11 protein-coding genes are annotated in these 16,697 nt (G+C 71.2%); 4 read left to right on the plus strand and 7 right to left on the minus strand.

Annotation, left to right across the window (positions count from 1 at the left end; translation table 11 throughout):
* Nucleotides 1-123 precede the first annotated feature (123 nt).
* The 4 genes from IH45_RS0131665 to IH45_RS0131680 are packed head-to-tail and all read right to left on the minus strand — an operon-like array spanning nt 124 to nt 5,905.
* Complete coding sequence (locus tag IH45_RS0131665; RefSeq protein WP_030676408.1) at nt 124-1,278, minus strand: acyl-CoA dehydrogenase family protein; 1,155 nt, start codon at nt 1,276-1,278, stop codon at nt 124-126.
* Between the two features lie 3 nt (nt 1,279-1,281).
* Entirely contained in the window at nt 1,282-2,220 is a 939-nt protein-coding gene (locus IH45_RS0131670) for a hydroxymethylglutaryl-CoA lyase (RefSeq protein WP_030676410.1), read from the minus strand.
* Complete coding sequence (locus tag IH45_RS0131675) at nt 2,217-4,232, minus strand: ATP-binding protein (RefSeq protein ID WP_078897867.1); 2,016 nt, start codon at nt 4,230-4,232, stop codon at nt 2,217-2,219. Before IH45_RS0131675 ends, IH45_RS0131670 begins: the two co-directional genes overlap by 4 nt.
* 32 nt (nt 4,233-4,264) lie before the next feature.
* On the minus strand, nt 4,265-5,905 hold the full coding sequence (locus IH45_RS0131680) for a carboxyl transferase domain-containing protein (RefSeq protein ID WP_324607964.1): 1,641 nt from the start codon (nt 5,903-5,905) through the stop codon (nt 4,265-4,267).
* A gap of 171 nt (nt 5,906-6,076) precedes the next feature.
* Between IH45_RS0131680 and IH45_RS0131685 the strand changes: the two genes are divergently transcribed.
* The 3 genes from IH45_RS0131685 (at nt 6,077) to IH45_RS0131695 (ending at nt 8,974) form a co-directional block, all read left to right on the plus strand.
* Nucleotides 6,077-6,769, plus strand: coding sequence for an SACE_7040 family transcriptional regulator (locus tag IH45_RS0131685; RefSeq protein WP_030676418.1), 693 nt, complete (start codon nt 6,077-6,079; stop codon nt 6,767-6,769).
* An 80-nt stretch (nt 6,770-6,849) separates the two neighbouring features.
* A complete protein-coding gene (locus IH45_RS0131690) occupies nt 6,850-8,007 on the plus strand; it encodes an acyl-CoA dehydrogenase family protein (RefSeq protein ID WP_030676421.1) in 1,158 nt (385 codons plus the stop codon).
* Nucleotides 8,008-8,089: 82 nt separating this feature from the next.
* Entirely contained in the window at nt 8,090-8,974 is an 885-nt protein-coding gene (locus tag IH45_RS0131695) for an acyl-CoA thioesterase (protein ID WP_030676423.1), read from the plus strand.
* Between the two features lie 134 nt (nt 8,975-9,108).
* On the opposite strand, the gene IH45_RS0131700 is transcribed toward IH45_RS0131695, so the two are convergent.
* A complete protein-coding gene (locus IH45_RS0131700; RefSeq protein ID WP_030676425.1) occupies nt 9,109-9,903 on the minus strand; it encodes a phosphatase in 795 nt (264 codons plus the stop codon).
* 112 nt (nt 9,904-10,015) lie between these two features.
* On the opposite strand from IH45_RS0131700, the gene speB reads away from it, so the two are divergent.
* Nucleotides 10,016-11,002: an agmatinase gene (gene speB / locus IH45_RS0131705; RefSeq protein WP_030676427.1), complete on the plus strand. Its 987-nt coding sequence runs from the start codon at nt 10,016-10,018 to the stop codon at nt 11,000-11,002.
* A 54-nt stretch (nt 11,003-11,056) separates the two neighbouring features.
* Here speB and IH45_RS0131710 read toward each other — a convergent pair whose 3' ends face one another.
* Nucleotides 11,057-13,417 carry an SUKH-4 family immunity protein gene (locus IH45_RS0131710; RefSeq protein WP_030676428.1) on the minus strand — a complete coding sequence of 787 codons (2,361 nt, stop codon included), beginning with the start codon at nt 13,415-13,417 and terminating at the stop codon, nt 11,057-11,059.
* Between the two features lie 57 nt (nt 13,418-13,474).
* On the minus strand, nt 13,475-16,697 hold a 3,223-nt coding region (locus IH45_RS1000000145525; RefSeq protein ID WP_158813326.1), incomplete at its 5' end, for a toxin glutamine deamidase domain-containing protein.

Genomic DNA, 16,697 nt, shown 5'->3' on the forward strand with positions numbered 1-16,697 from the left:
ACGGCGCCGCGACAGCAGGGCGGGTCCGGATTTCCGGGCCCGCCCTGTGCCGTACGCGGAAGTCGCACGCGGGGAGCCGTATGCGTACGGGGATGCCGCACGCATACGGCCGAACGCGACCGCCTACACCCCCAGCTCCCGCGCGATCAGCAGCCGCTGCACCTCGCTGGTCCCCTCGCCGATCTCCAGGATCTTGGAGTCGCGCCACATGCGGGCGACCGGGTACTCGTTCATGAAGCCGTAGCCGCCGTGGATCTGGGTGGCCTCGCGGGCGTTGTCCACCGCGATCTCGGAGGAGTACAGCTTGGCGAGCGCCGCCTCCTTCTTGAACGGCTCGCCGTGCACCAGCCGGGACGCGGCGTCGCGCCAGGCCAGCCGGGAGGTGTGCGCCCGCATCTCCATGTCGGCCAGCTTGAACTGGATCGCCTGGTTGTGGCCGATCGGCCGCCCGAAGGCGTGCCGCTCCTTGGCGTAGCGGACGGACTCGTCCACACAGCCCTGCGCGAGGCCGGTGGCCAGCGCCGCGATGGCGATCCGGCCCTCGTCCAGGATGCGCAGGAACTGGGCGTAGCCGCGGCCCTCCGTGCCGACCAGGTTGCCGACCGGGACCCGTACGTCGGAGAAGGACAGCTCACGGGTGTCCGAGGCGTTCCAGCCGACCTTCGAGTACGGGGCGCCGACGGTGAAGCCCGGGGTGCCGGACGGCACGATGATCGAGGAGATCAGCGGGCTGCCGTCGTCCTTGCGGCCGGTGACGGCGGTGACCGTGACCAGGCCGGTGATGTCGGTGCCGGAGTTGGTGATGAAGCACTTGCTGCCGTTGATCACCCATGTGTCGCCGTCCCGTACGGCCGTGGTGCGGGTGGCGCCCGCGTCGGAGCCGCCGTCCGGCTCGGTCAGCCCGAAGGCGCCCAGCACCTCGCCCGTACACATCCGGGGCAGCCACTCGCGCTTCTGCTCCTCCGTGCCGAAGTGGTAGATCGGCATGGCGCCGAGCGAGACGGCCGCCTCCAGGGTGATCGCCACGGACGAGTCGACCCGGGCCAGCTCCTCCAGGGCGATGCCGAGGGCGAGGTAGTCGCCGCCCATGCCGCCGTACTCCTCGGGGAACGGCAGGCCGAACAGGCCCATGCGGCCCATCTCCCGCACGATCTCGTACGGGAACTCGTGGTGCTCGTAGAACTCACCGATCTTGGGAGCGACGACATCGTGGGCGAACGCCTCGACCGTGCGCCGCAGCTCGTCGAGTTCGGGGGACAGGCGGTGGTCCAGGGACATCGTTCACTCCTTGTGGGAGAGGGCACGGACGGTGCGGGACGGGCTCGGGCGGCCCAGCTGTTCGGCCATCCACACGCTTGTGGCGGTGAGCCGGCCCAGGTCGACCCCGGTCTCGATGCCGAGGCCGTGCAGCATCCACACCAGGTCTTCGGTGGCGAGGTTGCCGGTGGCGCTCTTGGCGTACGGGCAGCCGCCGAGGCCGCCCGCCGCCGCGTCGACGGTGGTGACGCCGTGCTGGAGCGCGGCGAGGGTGTTGGCCAGTGCCTGGCCGTAGGTGTCGTGGAAGTGCACGCCGAGGCGGTCGGTGGGCACGCCCGCCTCGTTCAGCGCGGCGAGCAGCGTCTGCACGTGGCCGGGGGTGGCGACGCCGATCGTGTCGCCGAGGCTCAGTTCGTCGCAGCCCATGTCGAGCAGGGCGCGGCACACCCGTACGACCTGCGCGACGGGCACCGGGCCCTCCCACGGGTCGCCGAAGCACATGGAGAGGTAGCCGCGGACGTGCGCCTTCTCCTCCTTCGCGCGGGCGACCACCGGCGTGAACATGGCGAGCGATTCCTCGACCGTACGGTTGAGGTTGGCCTTGGCGAACGACTCGGTGGCGCTGCCGAAGACCGCGATACGGCGGGCGCCGAGGGCCAGCGCGCGGTCCAGGCCGCGGTCGTTGGGCACCAGGACCGGCAGGTGTACGCCGAGGCCGTCCAGCATCGGGTAGAGCTGTTCGGCGTCGGCGAGCTGCGGCACCCACTTGGGGTGCACGAAGCTGGTCGCCTCGATGGTGCCCAGCCCGGCCCCGGCCAGGCGGCGGACGAACTCCGCCTTGACCTCGGTGGGCACCACGGCCGACTCGTTCTGGAGGCCGTCGCGGGCGCCGACCTCATGGATACGGACCCGGGCGGGCAGACTGGGGGCCGGAACGGTCATGGGCAGTCCGGAAGCGGTCATGCCGTTGTCTCCTCGGTCGGGGCGGCCGCCTGCCCGTCCGTGGCCTGCGGGCCGGACGCGTCCGAACCGGCGGACGCGTGCGGATCGACCACGGCGAGCACCTGGTCCATGGCGACGGTGCTGCCGGGCGACACGCCCAGCTCGCTGACCGTGCCGGCGTGCGGCGCGGAGATGACGTGTTCCATCTTCATGGCCTCGACGACCAGCAGCCCCTGTCCGGCGGCCACTTCGTCGCCGACGGCCACCTTCACGACGGTGACGGTGCCGGGCATCGGCGCGGTCAGCGCGTCCATCCCATGCGCCCCGGCGGCGCCCCGCAGGGTGTCCGCGACCGGATCGTGGTCGCTCACATGCCAGGCGTCGCCGTCCCGGCCGAGCCAGTCGCCGGCCCGGCGGAAGGTGTGCACGACGCCGTCCACGGTGACGCGCACCCGGTCGGCCGTGACCTGCCCGGTGCCGGTGGCCTGCACCGGGTCGTGGCCCGCAACCTTGACCCAGTGCGCCGTGGGCACCGTACGGCCGCCGATCCGCCACCCGTCCGGTACGGAGAACGGGTCCACCCAGCCGCCGTCCGGCACCGGCTCCAGCGCCGCGTTCCGTACGGCCGCGGCCGCCGCGTACACCTCGGCCGGCACCTCGCGCGGGACCAGCGCGTCCATCTCGCGCTCGACCAGCCCGGTGTCCAGCTCGCCCGCCGCGACGGCCGGGTGGGCCAGCAGCCGGCGCAGGAAGCCGGTGTTCGTCGGCACGCCGAGCACGACCGTTTCTGCGAGCGCGGCGCGCAGCTTGCGCAGGGCCGTCGCCCGGTCCGGGCCGTACGCGATCACCTTCGAGAGCATCGGGTCGTACAGGCTGCCGACCTCCGTGCCCTCGGACAGGCCGGAGTCCGTGCGCACCCCGTCGCCGTGCGGCTCGGCGAGCGCCAGGACCGTACCGCCGGAGGGCAGGAAGCCGCGCGCGCCCTCCTTGACCGACACCGTCTCGGCGCAGATCCGGGCCTCGACGGCGTGCCCGGTCAGCCGGACGCCGTCCTGCCCGAACGCCAGCGGCTCCCCGGCCGCGATGCGCAGCTGCCACTCGACCAGGTCGAGGCCGGTGACGTACTCGGTGACCGGGTGCTCGACCTGGAGGCGGGTGTTCATCTCCATGAAGTAGTACGAGGCGGGGTCGTCGCCCGGCACGATGAACTCGACCGTGCCCGCGCCCCGGTAGCCGCACGAGCGCGCGGCCTGGACTGCGGCCTCGCCCATCGCGGCCCGCGTCGCCTCGTCCAGCAGGACGGACGGCGCCTCCTCGATCACCTTCTGGTGGCGGCGCTGGAGCGAGCACTCGCGCTCGCCGAGGTGGACGACGTTGCCGTGCGCGTCCGCCAGAACCTGGATCTCGATGTGCCGGGGGCGGTCCACCCAGCGCTCGACCAGCAGCGTGTCGTCCCCGAAGGAGCCGCGCGCCTCGCGCCGCGCGGCGGCGATCTCGTCGGCGAGCAGCGCCTCGTCCCGTACCAGCCGCATGCCCTTGCCGCCGCCGCCCGCGGACGGCTTCAGCAGCACCGGCATGCCGATCTCGCGCGCTGCGTCGGCCAGTTGGGCGTCGGTCAGGCCGCTGCCCGAGGAGCCGGGTACGACCGGCACCCCGGCAGCGCGCACCGTCTCCTTCGCGCGGATCTTGTCGCCCATCAGCTCGATGGCCTCGGCGGACGGACCGATGAAGACCAGCCCGGCGTCGGCGCAGGCCGCCGCGAACGCGGTGTTCTCGGCGAGGAAGCCGTAGCCCGGGTGTACGGCCTGCGCGCCGCTGCGCCGGGCGGCCTCGATGAGGCGACCGGCGTCCAGGTAGCTCTCGGCGGCGGGCGGCGGGCCGATCCGGACGGCCGTGTCGGCCTCGCGGACGTGGCGGGCGTCGGCGTCCGCGTCGCTGAAGACGGCGACCGAGCGGACGCCGAGCGCGCGCAGCGTCCGGATGACGCGGACCGCGATCTCGCCCCGGTTGGCGACCAGGACGGTGTCGAACATGCTCATCTGTTCCTTCACTCCCCGCACTCCCCTCACATCCGGAAGACGCCGTAGCCCGGCTCGCCCAGCGGCGCGTTGCCGCAGGCCGTCAGCGCCAGGCCCAGCACCCGGCGGGTGTCCAGCGGGTCGATGACCCCGTCGTCCCACAGGCGCGCGGTCGCGTAGTAGGCGTTGCCCTGCGTCTCGTACTGCTCGCGCACCGGCGCCTTGAAGGCGGCCTCCTCCTCGGCGCTCCACTGTTCGCCGCGCGCTTCGAGCTGGTCGCGCTTGACCGTCGCGAGGACGGAAGCGGCCTGTTCGCCGCCCATCACCGAGATCTTGGCGTTCGGCCACATCCACAGGAAGCGGGGCGAATAGGCCCGGCCGCACATCGAGTAGTTGCCCGCGCCGTACGAGCCGCCGATGACGACGGTCAGCTTGGGTACGCGGGTGCACGCCACCGCCGTGACCATCTTCGCGCCGTGCTTGGCGATGCCGCCCGCCTCGTAGTCGCGGCCGACCATGAAGCCGGAGATGTTCTGCAGGAACACCAGCGGGATGCCGCGCTGGTCGCACAGCTCGATGAAGTGCGCGCCCTTCTGGGCGGACTCGGAGAACAGGATGCCGTTGTTGGCGACGATGCCGACCGGGTGGCCGTGGATGTGCGCGAAGCCGGTGACCAGCGTCGTGCCGTACTCGGCCTTGAACTCGGCGAAGCGGGAGCCGTCCACGACGCGCGCGATGACCTCCCGTACGTCATAGGGCGTACGGGAGTCGACGGGCACCACGCCGTACAGCCCGGCCGGGTCGAGCTTGGGCTCCTCGGCGGGACGCACCGTCCAGGGCAGCGGGCCGCGGTCGCCGAGCGTGGAGACGATGGTGCGCACGATGCGCAGCGCGTGCGCGTCGTCCTCGGCGAGGTGGTCGGTCACGCCGGACGTACGGGAGTGCACCTCGCCGCCGCCCAGCTCCTCGGCCGTGACGACCTCGCCGGTCGCGGCCTTCACCAGCGGCGGCCCGCCCAGGAAGATCGTCCCCTGGTTCCGTACGATCACGGCCTCGTCGCTCATCGCCGGGACGTACGCGCCGCCCGCCGTGCAGGAGCCGAGCACCGCCGCGATCTGCGGGATGCCCGCGCCGGACATCCGCGCCTGGTTGTAGAAGATCCGCCCGAAGTGCTCACGGTCGGGGAAGACCTCGTCCTGCATCGGCAGGAAGGCGCCGCCCGAATCGACCAGGTACAGGCACGGCAGGCGGTTCTCCAGCGCCACCTCCTGGGCGCGCAGGTGCTTCTTGACCGTCATCGGGTAGTACGTGCCGCCCTTGACCGTGGCGTCGTTGGCGACGATCACCGTCTCGCGGCCGGAGACCCGGCCGACGCCCGCGATCACGCCCGCGGCCGGCGCGGCTCCGCCGTACATCCCCTCCGCCGCCAGCGGCGCCAGCTCCAGGAACGGCGAGCCGGGGTCCAGCAGCGCGTCCACCCGGTCGCGGGGCAGCAGCTTGCCGCGGGCCGTGTGCCGGGCGCGGGCCTTCTCGCCGCCGCCGAGGCGGGCCGCGGCGAGGCGGGCCCGCAGATCGTCGGCCAGCTCCTGGTGGGCGGCCTCGTTGGCGCGCCAGGCGTCCGAGGCCGGGTCGGCCGTGCTGTCGAGCACCGGTGCCTGCTGTGTCGGGTCCATCGCCCTCGGATCCATCAGCATCGGACCTCCGTCTCCGTCGGCTCCATCGCCACCGGCTGCATCGCTAGGGCCTTTCTCGTCCGACTGCCGCGCGGCCCGGGGGTCGCCCGGCAGCGCGGTTAATGGCCGTTAACTTCATTTCTCCCAGGTTAACGACCACTAACCCGCCTGTCTACAATTAGTTGTATGAGCAGCACACACGCCCCGGCAGCCACCAGCCGACGCGAGCAGATCCTCAAGGAGGCCGCCCGGCTCTTCGCCGAGCGCGGGTTCCACGGCGTCGGCGTGGACGAGATCGGGGCCGCCGTCGGGATCTCCGGGCCGGGCCTGTACCGCCATTTCGCGGGCAAGGACGCGATGCTCGCCGAACTGCTCGTCGGCATCAGTGAACGGCTGCTGGACGGCGGCCGCATCCGGGCCGCGTCCGGCGGGGACAGCCCCGCCGCGGTGCTGGACGCGCTGATCGACGGGCATATCGACTTCGCGCTCGACGACCGGCCGCTGATCACCGTCCACGACCGCGAACTGGACCGGCTGCGGGAGGCCGACCGCAAGCGGGTGCGCCGCCTCCAGCGCGAGTACGTGGAACTGTGGGTGCAGGTGGTGCGCGAGGTGTACCCGGCGTGCGCCGAGGCGGACGCCCGCGCCTCCGTCCACGCCGTCTTCGGCCTGCTCAACTCCACCCCGCACCTCAGCCGCCCCGGCGCGCTCCCGGGCCGTACGGAGATGTCGGCACTGCTGCACCGGCTGGCCCGCGGGGCGTTCGCGACGCTGGCGGGGGACGGGGGCGCGGAGGGCGACGCGGGCGGTACGGGCGGTGCGCAGCACGGCGCGGCGGCCCTCCCCGCCCCCTCGGACACCTCTGGACAGCCTCACTGACCGGCGGGTAGCTTTCGGCTGAGCAAGCGCTTAGTCGACGGGCCGGCCCTGGCCGGCCGGCGGACCGGAGGAGGCGGCGGATGCGTCGTACGGTGTTCAACGAGGACCACGAGGCGTTCCGGGAGACCATCCGCGCCTTCATCGCCGCCGAGGTCGTCCCCGTCTACGACGAGTGGATGCAGGCCGGCCAGGCGCCGCGCGACTTCTACAAGAAGCTCGGCGAACTGGGCGTCTTCGGCATTGAGGTCCCCGAGGAGTACGGCGGCGCCGGCGAGACCAGCTTCAAGTTCAACGCCGTCATCACCGAGGAGTGCGCCCGCGCGGGCGTCAGCTTCGGCGGCTCCGGCGTCCACACCGCGCTGTGCCTCCCGTACTTCCTCAAGTACGCCACCGAGGAGCAGAAGCAGCGCTGGCTGCCGCCCTTCGTCTCCGGCGACATGATGACCGCCATCGCCATGACCGAGCCCGGCACCGGCTCCGACCTGGCCGGCATGAAGACCACCGCCAAGCTCTCCGCGGACGGCACCCACTACGTCCTCAACGGCGCCAAGACCTTCATCACCGGCGGCGTCCTCGCGGACCGCGTGATCGTCTGCGCCCGTACCGCACCTCCCAGCCCCGAAGATCGCCGCGCCGGCATCACCCTCCTCGTCGTGGACACCACCTCGCCGGGCTACGCCGTCGGCCGCAAGCTGGACAAGCTCGGCCTCAAGACCTCCGACACCGCCGAACTCTCCTTCACCGACGTCGAGGTGCCCGTCGAGGACCGCCTCGGCGAGGAGGGCAAGGCGTTCTCCTACCTCGGCCAGAACCTCCCGCAGGAACGTCTCGGCATCGCCGTCAGCGCCTACGCCCAGGCCGCCGCCGCGGTCCGCTTCGCCACGGAGTACGTCCAGGAGCGCGAGGTCTTCGGCAAGTCCGTCGCCTCCTTCCAGAACACCAAGTTCGTCCTCGCGGACTGCAAGACCGAGGTGGACGCCATGCAGGCCGTCGTCGACCGCGCCCTCGACGCCCACGACGCCGGCGAACTGACCCCCGCCGACGCCGCCTCCGCCAAACTCTTCACCACCGAACGGGCCGCCGTCGTCATCGACAAGTGCCTCCAGCTGCACGGCGGCTACGGCTACATGCAGGAATACCCGATCTCCCGCCTGTACGCCGACACCCGCGTCACCCGCATCTACGGCGGCACCAGCGAGGTCATGCGGTCCATCGTCGCCAAGTCCATGGGGTTGTGAGGCCCCGCGCCCCCTGCTGCGCCCCGCTGCCGCGCCGGCGCCCGAGCCCGCGCGCCGCAGCCCGAACGAAAGCCGTACGCGCGTGAACGACGCCTTGACCGACCTGCTCGAACAGCTCGACCTGGAGCGCATCGAGCAGGACATCTTCCGCGGCACCAGCCGCCCGTCCGTCGTGCCCCGGGTCTTCGGCGGCCAGGTCGCCGCCCAGGCCCTGGTCGCCGCCGGGCGCACGGTCCCCGAGGACCGCCCGCCGCACTCCCTGCACGCCTATTTCCTGCGCCCCGGCGACCCCGGCGCGCCCATCGTCTACACCGTCGACCGCATCCGCGACGGCCGCTCCTTCACCACCCGCCGCGTCGTCGCCGTCCAGCACGGCCAGCCGATCTTCCACCTCTCCGCCTCCTTCCAGGTGTACGAGGAGGGGATGGAACACCAGGAGCCGATGCCGTACGCACCGGACCCGCTGACCCTGCCCACCGCCGCCGAGATGCTGCCCCGTTACGCCGACCGCTTCCGCGAACCGGGCGTGGCCCAGCGCCTCCTGGAAGCGCGGGCCGCCGTCGACCTGCGCTACGTGGACGCACCGCCGTTCGGTACCGCGGGCGAACCGCGCGAACCGCGCTCCCAGGTCTGGTTCCGCACGAACGGCAAGCTGGACGGCGCCATCGACCAGCCCCTGCTGCACATCTGCCTGGTCACCTACGTCTCCGACATGACCCTGCTGGACTCGGTGCTGCTCGCGCACGGGCGCGGCGGCTGGGCGGTCGGCGACGTGGTCGGCGCGAGCCTGGACCACGCGATGTGGTTCCACCGGCCGTTCCGGGCCGACGACTGGCTCCTGTACGACCAGGAGTCACCGACCGCCCAGGGCGGACGCGGCCTGGGCAAGGGACGGATCTTCACGGCGGACGGGCAGCTGGTGGCCTCGGTGATCCAGGAGGGGGTCATCCGGGTGCCGCGGGGGTGAGGGGCGGCGGCGTGAGCGAGTCCCGGGCGCCGCCCGCTGCGTTGCTCGGCCCAGCAGCCTCGCCGCTTCTGAGCCGCAGTCCAGCAGCCTCGCCGCATCGCTCAGCCCGCAGCTCCGCAGCCCCGCCGCTTCGCTCAGCCCAGCAACCCCGCCGCGTCCAGCAGGTACGCCGTCAGCGGGTCGTAGTACCGCGGGCTGAGCACATGATCGTCCAGCGGAATCGTCACCTGCAGCGTGCCCTCCGCCTCGCCGACGAACAGCGCCGGGTCATTGCAGTCCGCGAACCCGATCGCGTCCAGACCGCGCTGCCCCGCGCACCCGGCCCAGCCGTGGTCCGCCATCACGAGATCCGGCAGCGCCTCGCCCGCCCGCTCCAGCCCGTCCAGTACGGCGGTCATCGGCGCGGGGGAGTGCGTGTGCCACAGCGTCGCACCGCGCTCCAGCATCGCCACGTCCGCGAACTGGAACACCACACCCTCGTCCGCCTGCAACCCGTCCGGTACGACGACGATGTCGCAGCCCCGCGCGCGCAGCGCCTCGGCGGTGGCCCGGTGCACGTCCAGCAGCCCGCCCGGGTGGCCGGTGGCGAACAGCACCCGCTGCCGCCCGTCGGCGGCCTTGCGCAGCCGGGCGGCCGCCCGCTCCAAAGCGTCCACCGTCAGCTCGGGATCGATGGTGTCCTGGCCCATCCGGTGACGGGTGTCGTCGATGACGCCGCATCGTTCCGCCATCACCGCGAGCACGTCCTGCTCATCGGTCCAGCGGTCCCCGAGCTCCAGCCCGAGCCAGTAGTGGCGGTCTCCGTTGGCCAGCTTGCGGTAGTGGTCGAGGTTGTTCTCGCGGGGAGTGGCGACCTCACCGGCGATCCGGGTCCGTACGAGATGGTCGACGAGTTCGGTGCGGCTGGGAACAGGCGGCAGTATCGGCATGGGGTCATTGTCCCTTGAAGCACCGCCCTGTGGACGTGATGTCCATCGACCGGCGCCACATCACCACAAATGTCCATGGGCACGCCGGGTCCCGCTCCCTACTCTCACCCTCATGACCACCGCATCCGCCGCATCCGGCGCCACCCAGGAACCCGTCGGCCCCGTCGACTCCTCCCGCGTCCCCCGCTACGCGGGCCCGGCGACCTTCGCCCGGCTGCCCCGCCTCGACCAGGTCGGCACCGCCGACGTCGCGGTGGTCGGCGTCCCCTTCGACACCGGCGTCTCCTACCGCCCCGGCGCCCGCTTCGGCGGCAACGCCATCCGCGAGGCGTCGCGCCTGCTGCGCCCGTACAACCCGGCCCAGGACGCGTCCCCCTTCGCGCTCGCCCAGGTCGCGGACGCCGGCGACATCGCCGCCAACCCCTTCAACATCAACGAGGCCGTCGAGACCATCGAGGCCGCCGCCGACGACCTCCTGGACACCGGCGCCCGCCTGATGACGCTCGGCGGCGACCACACCATCGCGCTGCCCCTGCTGCGCTCCATGGCCAAGAAGCACGGCCCGGTCGCCCTGCTCCACTTCGACGCCCACCTGGACACCTGGGACACCTACTTCGGCGCCGAGTACACCCACGGCACCCCGTTCCGCCGCGCCGTCGAGGAAGGCATCCTCGACACCTCCGCCCTCTCCCACGTCGGCACCCGCGGCCCCCTGTACGGCAAGAAGGACCTCGACGACGACGAGAAGATGGGCTTCGGCATCGTCACGTCCGCCGACGTCATGCGCCGCGGCGTCGACGAGGTCGCCGACCAGCTCCGCCAGCGCATCGGCGACCGCCCCCTGTACATCTCCATCGACATCGACGTCCTCGACCCGGCCCACGCCCCCGGCACCGGCACCCCCGAGGCCGGCGGCCTCACCTCCCGAGAACTCCTCGAAATCCTCCGCGGCCTCTCCACCTGCAACCTGATCTCAGCCGACCTGGTAGAGGTGGCCCCCGCCTACGACCACGCGGAGATCACGTCGGTGGCGGCGTCCCACACGGCGTACGAGCTGACGACGATCATGTCGCGGCAGATTGCGGCGGGGCGGGGGTGAATCCGGGCCGCCCGGTGCCCGGCCGGGCACCGGGCGGTCACGGCGTGCCGCGCTTCACAGCATGTCGGGGTCGTCCCACTGGCCCGACAGGGCAGCGGCCCAGTGCGGATGCGAAGCGGTGACCGGGTCGATCTCCTGAGCCCATGCGCGCAGACTGCGCTTCGCGTCCAGCTCCTCCGCCCACACCGTGAAACCGCTCTCCGCCCGTAGCCGGGACAGGGCCAGCAGGGTGCACAGCTGCCGCAGCCCGCTGCTGAGAACATGCTCCGCGACCGCGCCTTCGGCGTGCGTCGTAAGCACCCGCCCGGACGTACCGTCCAGCAACAGCCCCGCGCGCACCCACTTTCCCAGAGCGAAGAGCGGTCCCGGACCGGCGTCCGGGGGGAGGACGGTGGTGTCGGTGACCTCGGCGAGGGCATGAGGCGGGCGGAATGATACGTACGGGAGCGTCCCCTCGAGGTCCGGGAGACCCACTTCGGTCAGGAATCGCACGGTGTCCGGATGCGTGATGCCCGCCGGGAGGCCGGTGCGGGGGATGACGCGGCACGCGCCCTGCCCGAACGCCGATTCGTACCATCCCTGTGGCGGCTCATGTCCCGCGCGGACGGTGGTCGGCATCGGCCATACCGACGTCCGATTGTGGGCGCTGAGCAGCGGAAGCGAGCGCCAGCGAGGCGCTGATGTCACACGCGACGGATCGGGCGCGCCGAGGGCGTAAAGGCCACCGTGTCCGCCGTAGACCAGCGTTCCGTCGGTGGCCACGGCCAGACAGGAAGAAGAGGAGGGGGACCGGGGCGCGGGGCTCTGGTCGAGTTCGTCCGATACCTGGACCGGTTCGAAAACGCGGTGGGCGGCGTGCTCGACATCGCCGTCATCGTCGTAGTACAGCGCGACCTGGACGGCATCCCCGACCGGCGTGCCGTCGTCGAGCCTCCACAAGCGCTCCTCGACCCACTCGTCCGCGTCCGCGCCCGCTTCGTCGTCGAAGTCGTCCTCGTCGATCATCAGTTGCCCGGCGACCACGTCCGTGCCGTCGGTGATGCCGACCACGGCCTCGTCGGCCCGCGCGGCGTCGTGTTCCGCCGAAGGTCCGAACAAGGCGTACGGGCGCCAGCGCGACCAGCGGGTCAGCCACGGCAGGTCACCGGCCGAATGCGCAAGACGGGCGGCGAAGTCGGTGGCGCCACGATTCATCGACGCCCAGTGCAGCCAGGAAACCCACTCTTCGTGAGTGTCCGGTTCGACGCCGGCTTCCTCCAGGTAGTGCGCATCGGCCGCGGGAGTGTTCGGCGGAATTCCGCCGGAGAACGCGAAGGCCAGCCCGGTGAGCAGGGCACGCCGGTCGGCATTCGCAAGAAAGGCGGGTTCTTCGGCCAGGTCGGGCAGCGTACCGGCGGCCGCGCAGTGCAGAGGAAGCGCGCGGGCGGCGTACCACGCGACGGAGTCGTGCCCCCGCCAGGGAGTGGTCACTCCGGGCAGGCGGAGCGAACGGTCCAGCAAAGCATCGGCGATACGGATATGTTCTGCCGAGCTGAACGGACGGTGCTCACGTACGAGATGACGTACGCCGTCCGTGACGAACGCGACGCGGTCCACGGTGGATGCGACGCGGTCCGTGCCGAATCCGGCCCGTGGTGCTCCGGCTGTTTCCGCCGCGGCGTCCTCGCCCGTTCCTTCGGCATCGTCGGGCCGCGCCGTGGCGGGCACCATCGTGATGAGCCCGGGCAGAGCACTCACTGCGGCCCGCAAATTCGCCGGTTCGTCCGGCAGTTCGAGCGCCGCGCACAGCGTGGACCAGGCAGGCAGCGGCACGTCCCGGGTCTCGGCCGAGGCCAGGGCTCGCAGCTGCGGAAAGCGGGTGAGGGCGTCGAGAAGGTCATGACGACCGGACGGAGCGTTGTCCGGCACTTCGAACGGGGGGAGATCCTCCCCTTCCAGAACTGACGACAACGGCACGCGTTCCTGGACGTTGTCGGTCTCGACGAGTACGGCGACGGGGCAGGCGGCATTCCGCAGCAACGGCACGATGACATGCCGCAGCAGCCGCTCAGGTTCCGTCGATGTCGCCGTGCCACCTGCCCACTGGACATTGCCGAACCCGATGACCGCCCCGTCCTCGCCGTGGGTCCGCTGTCGGAACGCATCGGCCAGCGGGGCGTTGCGCGTCCGCAGGAAACGCTCGTCGAAGCCCCAGGAAGCGATGAGCTGTGCGGCCACGGCGTCCGCGGTGCGGCCCCGGCAGTCGACGTAATGGGAAACGACCGGGAACTCGCTCCGGCCGGCCGCTTCCGTCACGTCTTCCACGCACGACGTCTTCCCGGCACCGATCGGGCCGGCGACGGGAAGCGTCAGATGGCGCCGGTCCGGTGCCCGCAGCCACTCCGACAACCTGGCGGTGACAGCTTCACGGGACACGGCGCTCGACTCCGTTCATTCCTTCGGGCCTTCGCGGGAACGCTACTACGCCACCGGCTATTCGTGCACCTTGATCCAGACGCGGAGAAGTTCACCCCGGACCCGGTCCATGTCGTCCTTCCAGCTCTGCTTCACCGCTTCCTGCGCCTCCTTCGTCGTTTCCCCGACGGCGAAGGGGCCGTAACGGTAATTGGTCCCGTACGAGACCTCCATGTCACTCTTCTTTTCCGGCTCGGTCAGCAGTCCCTGTTTCTTCATCTCGCCGTACGGAATACGTGGGGCGCCGTCCGGGCGGTCGAGATTCTCACTGAGGTAGTGGGCACAGGCGGCGCCGCCCAGATCGCCCGAGCTGCCGCAGGGCTCGAACTCGGTGAACATGGCACTGCGCTGGTACCTCTGGCCATCGAGCTGCCGCAGTCCTTCGCCGGCTGCGGGTTCCGAGTGGTCCGGATTGTCCACACCTTCTCCGGGAGGTACGGAGGATCCGACGATGTAATGGGTTCGCTCATTCCCGTCGGCGTCCGTTTCCGTCACCTCGAAGACCGCGTAGTTCCGTCCGGAGAAATCCGGAAGGATCGCCAGGTCACCCTGTTTCGACTCCAAAAGGTTCTTGATGCGCGTGCGTTCCGTGCGGAGATTCTTCCGGTACTCCCTCGCGGTCTGCGGCGTCATGTCGTCCGGCATGGGCACGTTCTGCTGTGCCACGTATTCGATGGCCCGTCCCCGGGCGTCGCCCAGTTTTCCCTCGGCGGGCTTGTGTCCCCGGTGGTGCTCCAAGCCCTCCGGGTTGATGTCATGACCGTCGATCTGCGTGTGCTGCGCGTGGTAGGTGTAGCTCAAGCGGGCAAGGCAGGAGACCGTCGCCATCCTGTCGTCCCTCCCCAACTTCTCGTACCTGTCGCCCAGCAGATTGTTCAGGGCGGCCTCGTCCACCCGGCCGTGCTGGCGCAGGTGGTCCATCACCGCCCCCAGCGGTGAATCGCCATGCTCGTCCCGGTCTGCCCAATGGTTGAGGTTTCCCAGAACCCTGTCCCAGTTCACCTGCCGGACCACGTGGGTCTTACGGAACCGCTGCTGGGCCTCGTCGCCCAGCATGCCCTGCGCGGTGTGATCCGGTCCCTGCTCCTGCCCGTACCCCGGCGTGCCTTCCGCGGCCTGGGAATCCAGCGGCTGCTGGAGCGCGTGACGTGTTTGCGCCGCCGTTCGCTTCTTGGGCTTCTTTGCGGCCGGATTCTGCTGGCCGTCGGACGACGGTTCCGACTGCGGCTTCCCCGCGGGCTCGGCGGCCGGCCTGCGGGCGCCCCCGTCACCTGCCCGAGCCGGAGGGCCGTCACCGGTGATCGGCCGGCGGTCATGCCCCAGCGGAACGGCGTGCACGCCGTGATCGCCGCTGTGGAGGGGCTGGTCGCTGCGGCGGCCGGTCTGGGAGTCGACGTAGGTGATCTTGCCCTGGTGGTTGACGGCGTTCCAGGCGTGGGCGCGGCCGTGGCGGTCCTGGGTGATGATGACCGCCTGCGAGCCGTGACCGGCCTGGCGAAGGGTGTTCTCCAGGCGGTTGAAGGCGTCGCGGCCGTTGCCGTAATCGCTGAAGCGCGCACCGAGGGTGTTCTCGATGCGGTCGCGGCCGTTGCGCTCGCCGCGGTCGGAAGGGGTGCCGTCCGAGTTGAGGTCCGGGGTTCGGTGGGCCGCGGCGGTGGGGTTGCCGGAGTAGGTGTCGGCCGTGGCGAGCGCGGCGTCCACGCAGTTGTTGTTGCGGCCCGGTGCGTCGGATCCGGGTTCGTTGATGCGGTTGACCCAGTCGCCGTTGTTCGGGTCCGGGTGAGGCTCCGGATTGCCGTTCTCATCCCGTGGGATCGCCTCATCGACCCGTCGCTGGTGCTCGTCGGAGGGGCCGTCGAGGCCGCCGGGGCGTTCGCGGTTGCGGGTTTCGGAGGTGGGGGTCGGAGGGTCGTCGTGGTTGGGGGCGTCGTGGTGCTCGGGGGCGTCGTTCTGGTTGGGAACGTCGTGTTGGTTGTGAGTGGTGTCGTTCTGGTTCGGGGTGTCGGTCTGGGTGGGGTGGTTGTTCTGATTGCCGTCGCCGTGCTCGTCGTGCCCGGGGCTGTCGTGGGAGGGTGCGCCCGGGTACTGGTGGGGTGGCTGCTGCTGGTTGTACGGGTTGGGCTGATGCTGCGGGGCAGGCTGCTGGTGAGGAGCAGGCTGCTGGTGGGGCTGGGCGTACGGCGCCTGCTGCTGGTATGGGTTGGGCTGATGCGGCTGCGTGTAGGGAGCCTGTTGCTGGTACGGGCCGGGCTGGTGGGGCTGCTGGTAAGGGTTCGGCTGGGGCTGCGCGTAGGGGGTCTGCTGTTGGTACGGGGTGTGCTGCGGTGGCTGGGAGTGAGGCTGGGTTTGCGGCTGCGGCTGCGGCTGCGGCTGGTGTTGGTTTTGGTGCTGGTTCTGCGGGCTGGGCTGGGGGTGGGGCTGTGGCTGGTGGGGCTGTTGCTGGGGGGTTTGGGTTTGGGCCTTGGTGGGGTCGTATGGGTTGCGGTTGGCGTCGAGGGTGAGGTGCCAGACGCCGTCGGCTGCGGTATTGATGGGCTGCTGGCTGATTTCGCCGGTCTGGCTGTCGACCCAGATGACGCGGCCGTCGTGGTTGACGGCGTTGAAGACGTGGGCGCCGCCGCCCGAGCCGTCGGGGTTCTTGGGCCAGGTGACGAGGACCGCGGCGGCCGCGCCGTGGCCGGCCTGGCGCAGTTCGTCGGCGATGTTGGAGTAGGCGTCGTGTGAGTTCGGGCCGGAGTTGCGGAACTGGGTGCCCGCCCACTGCTCGATGTTGCGGGTGCCGTCGCGTTCGCCGGAGGCGCGGTCGACGCCGCCCTTGCCGTCCGAGTCGTACGTACGGACCGCGGACACCTGCGGGTTGCCGTACCAGGACTCGATGAAGGAACGGGTGCAGTCGGCGCAGTTGTTGGAGCGGCCGAGCACGGTGGGGCCGCCGTCGTTCTGGTACTGGGCCCAGGGGTGGAACGGGTCGTTGAACGCGCGCGGGGTGCCGTCGGGGTTGCGCGGGAAAACGTTCAGCAGCGCTTGCTGGTCGTGCGGGTACGGCGAGTACAGACCACTGGGCGCGTGGTTCAGGCTCGCGCGGACGTGCTGGATGCTCGGGCGGTTGGGGTCCTGGGGGACAGGCGCCTGGTATGGGGGCTGGTGGGGCGTGGGGGGCTGATTCGGTGCGTGCTGAGGGGCCTGCTGGTGCGGTTGTTGCTGGTTCTGGTGGGGGAAGGGGTGGGGCTGTGGCTGGTGC

Origin of the sequence: Streptomyces rimosus subsp. rimosus, assembly GCF_000720725.1 — a bacterium.
Lineage (GTDB): Bacteria > Actinomycetota > Actinomycetes > Streptomycetales > Streptomycetaceae > Streptomyces > Streptomyces rimosus_A.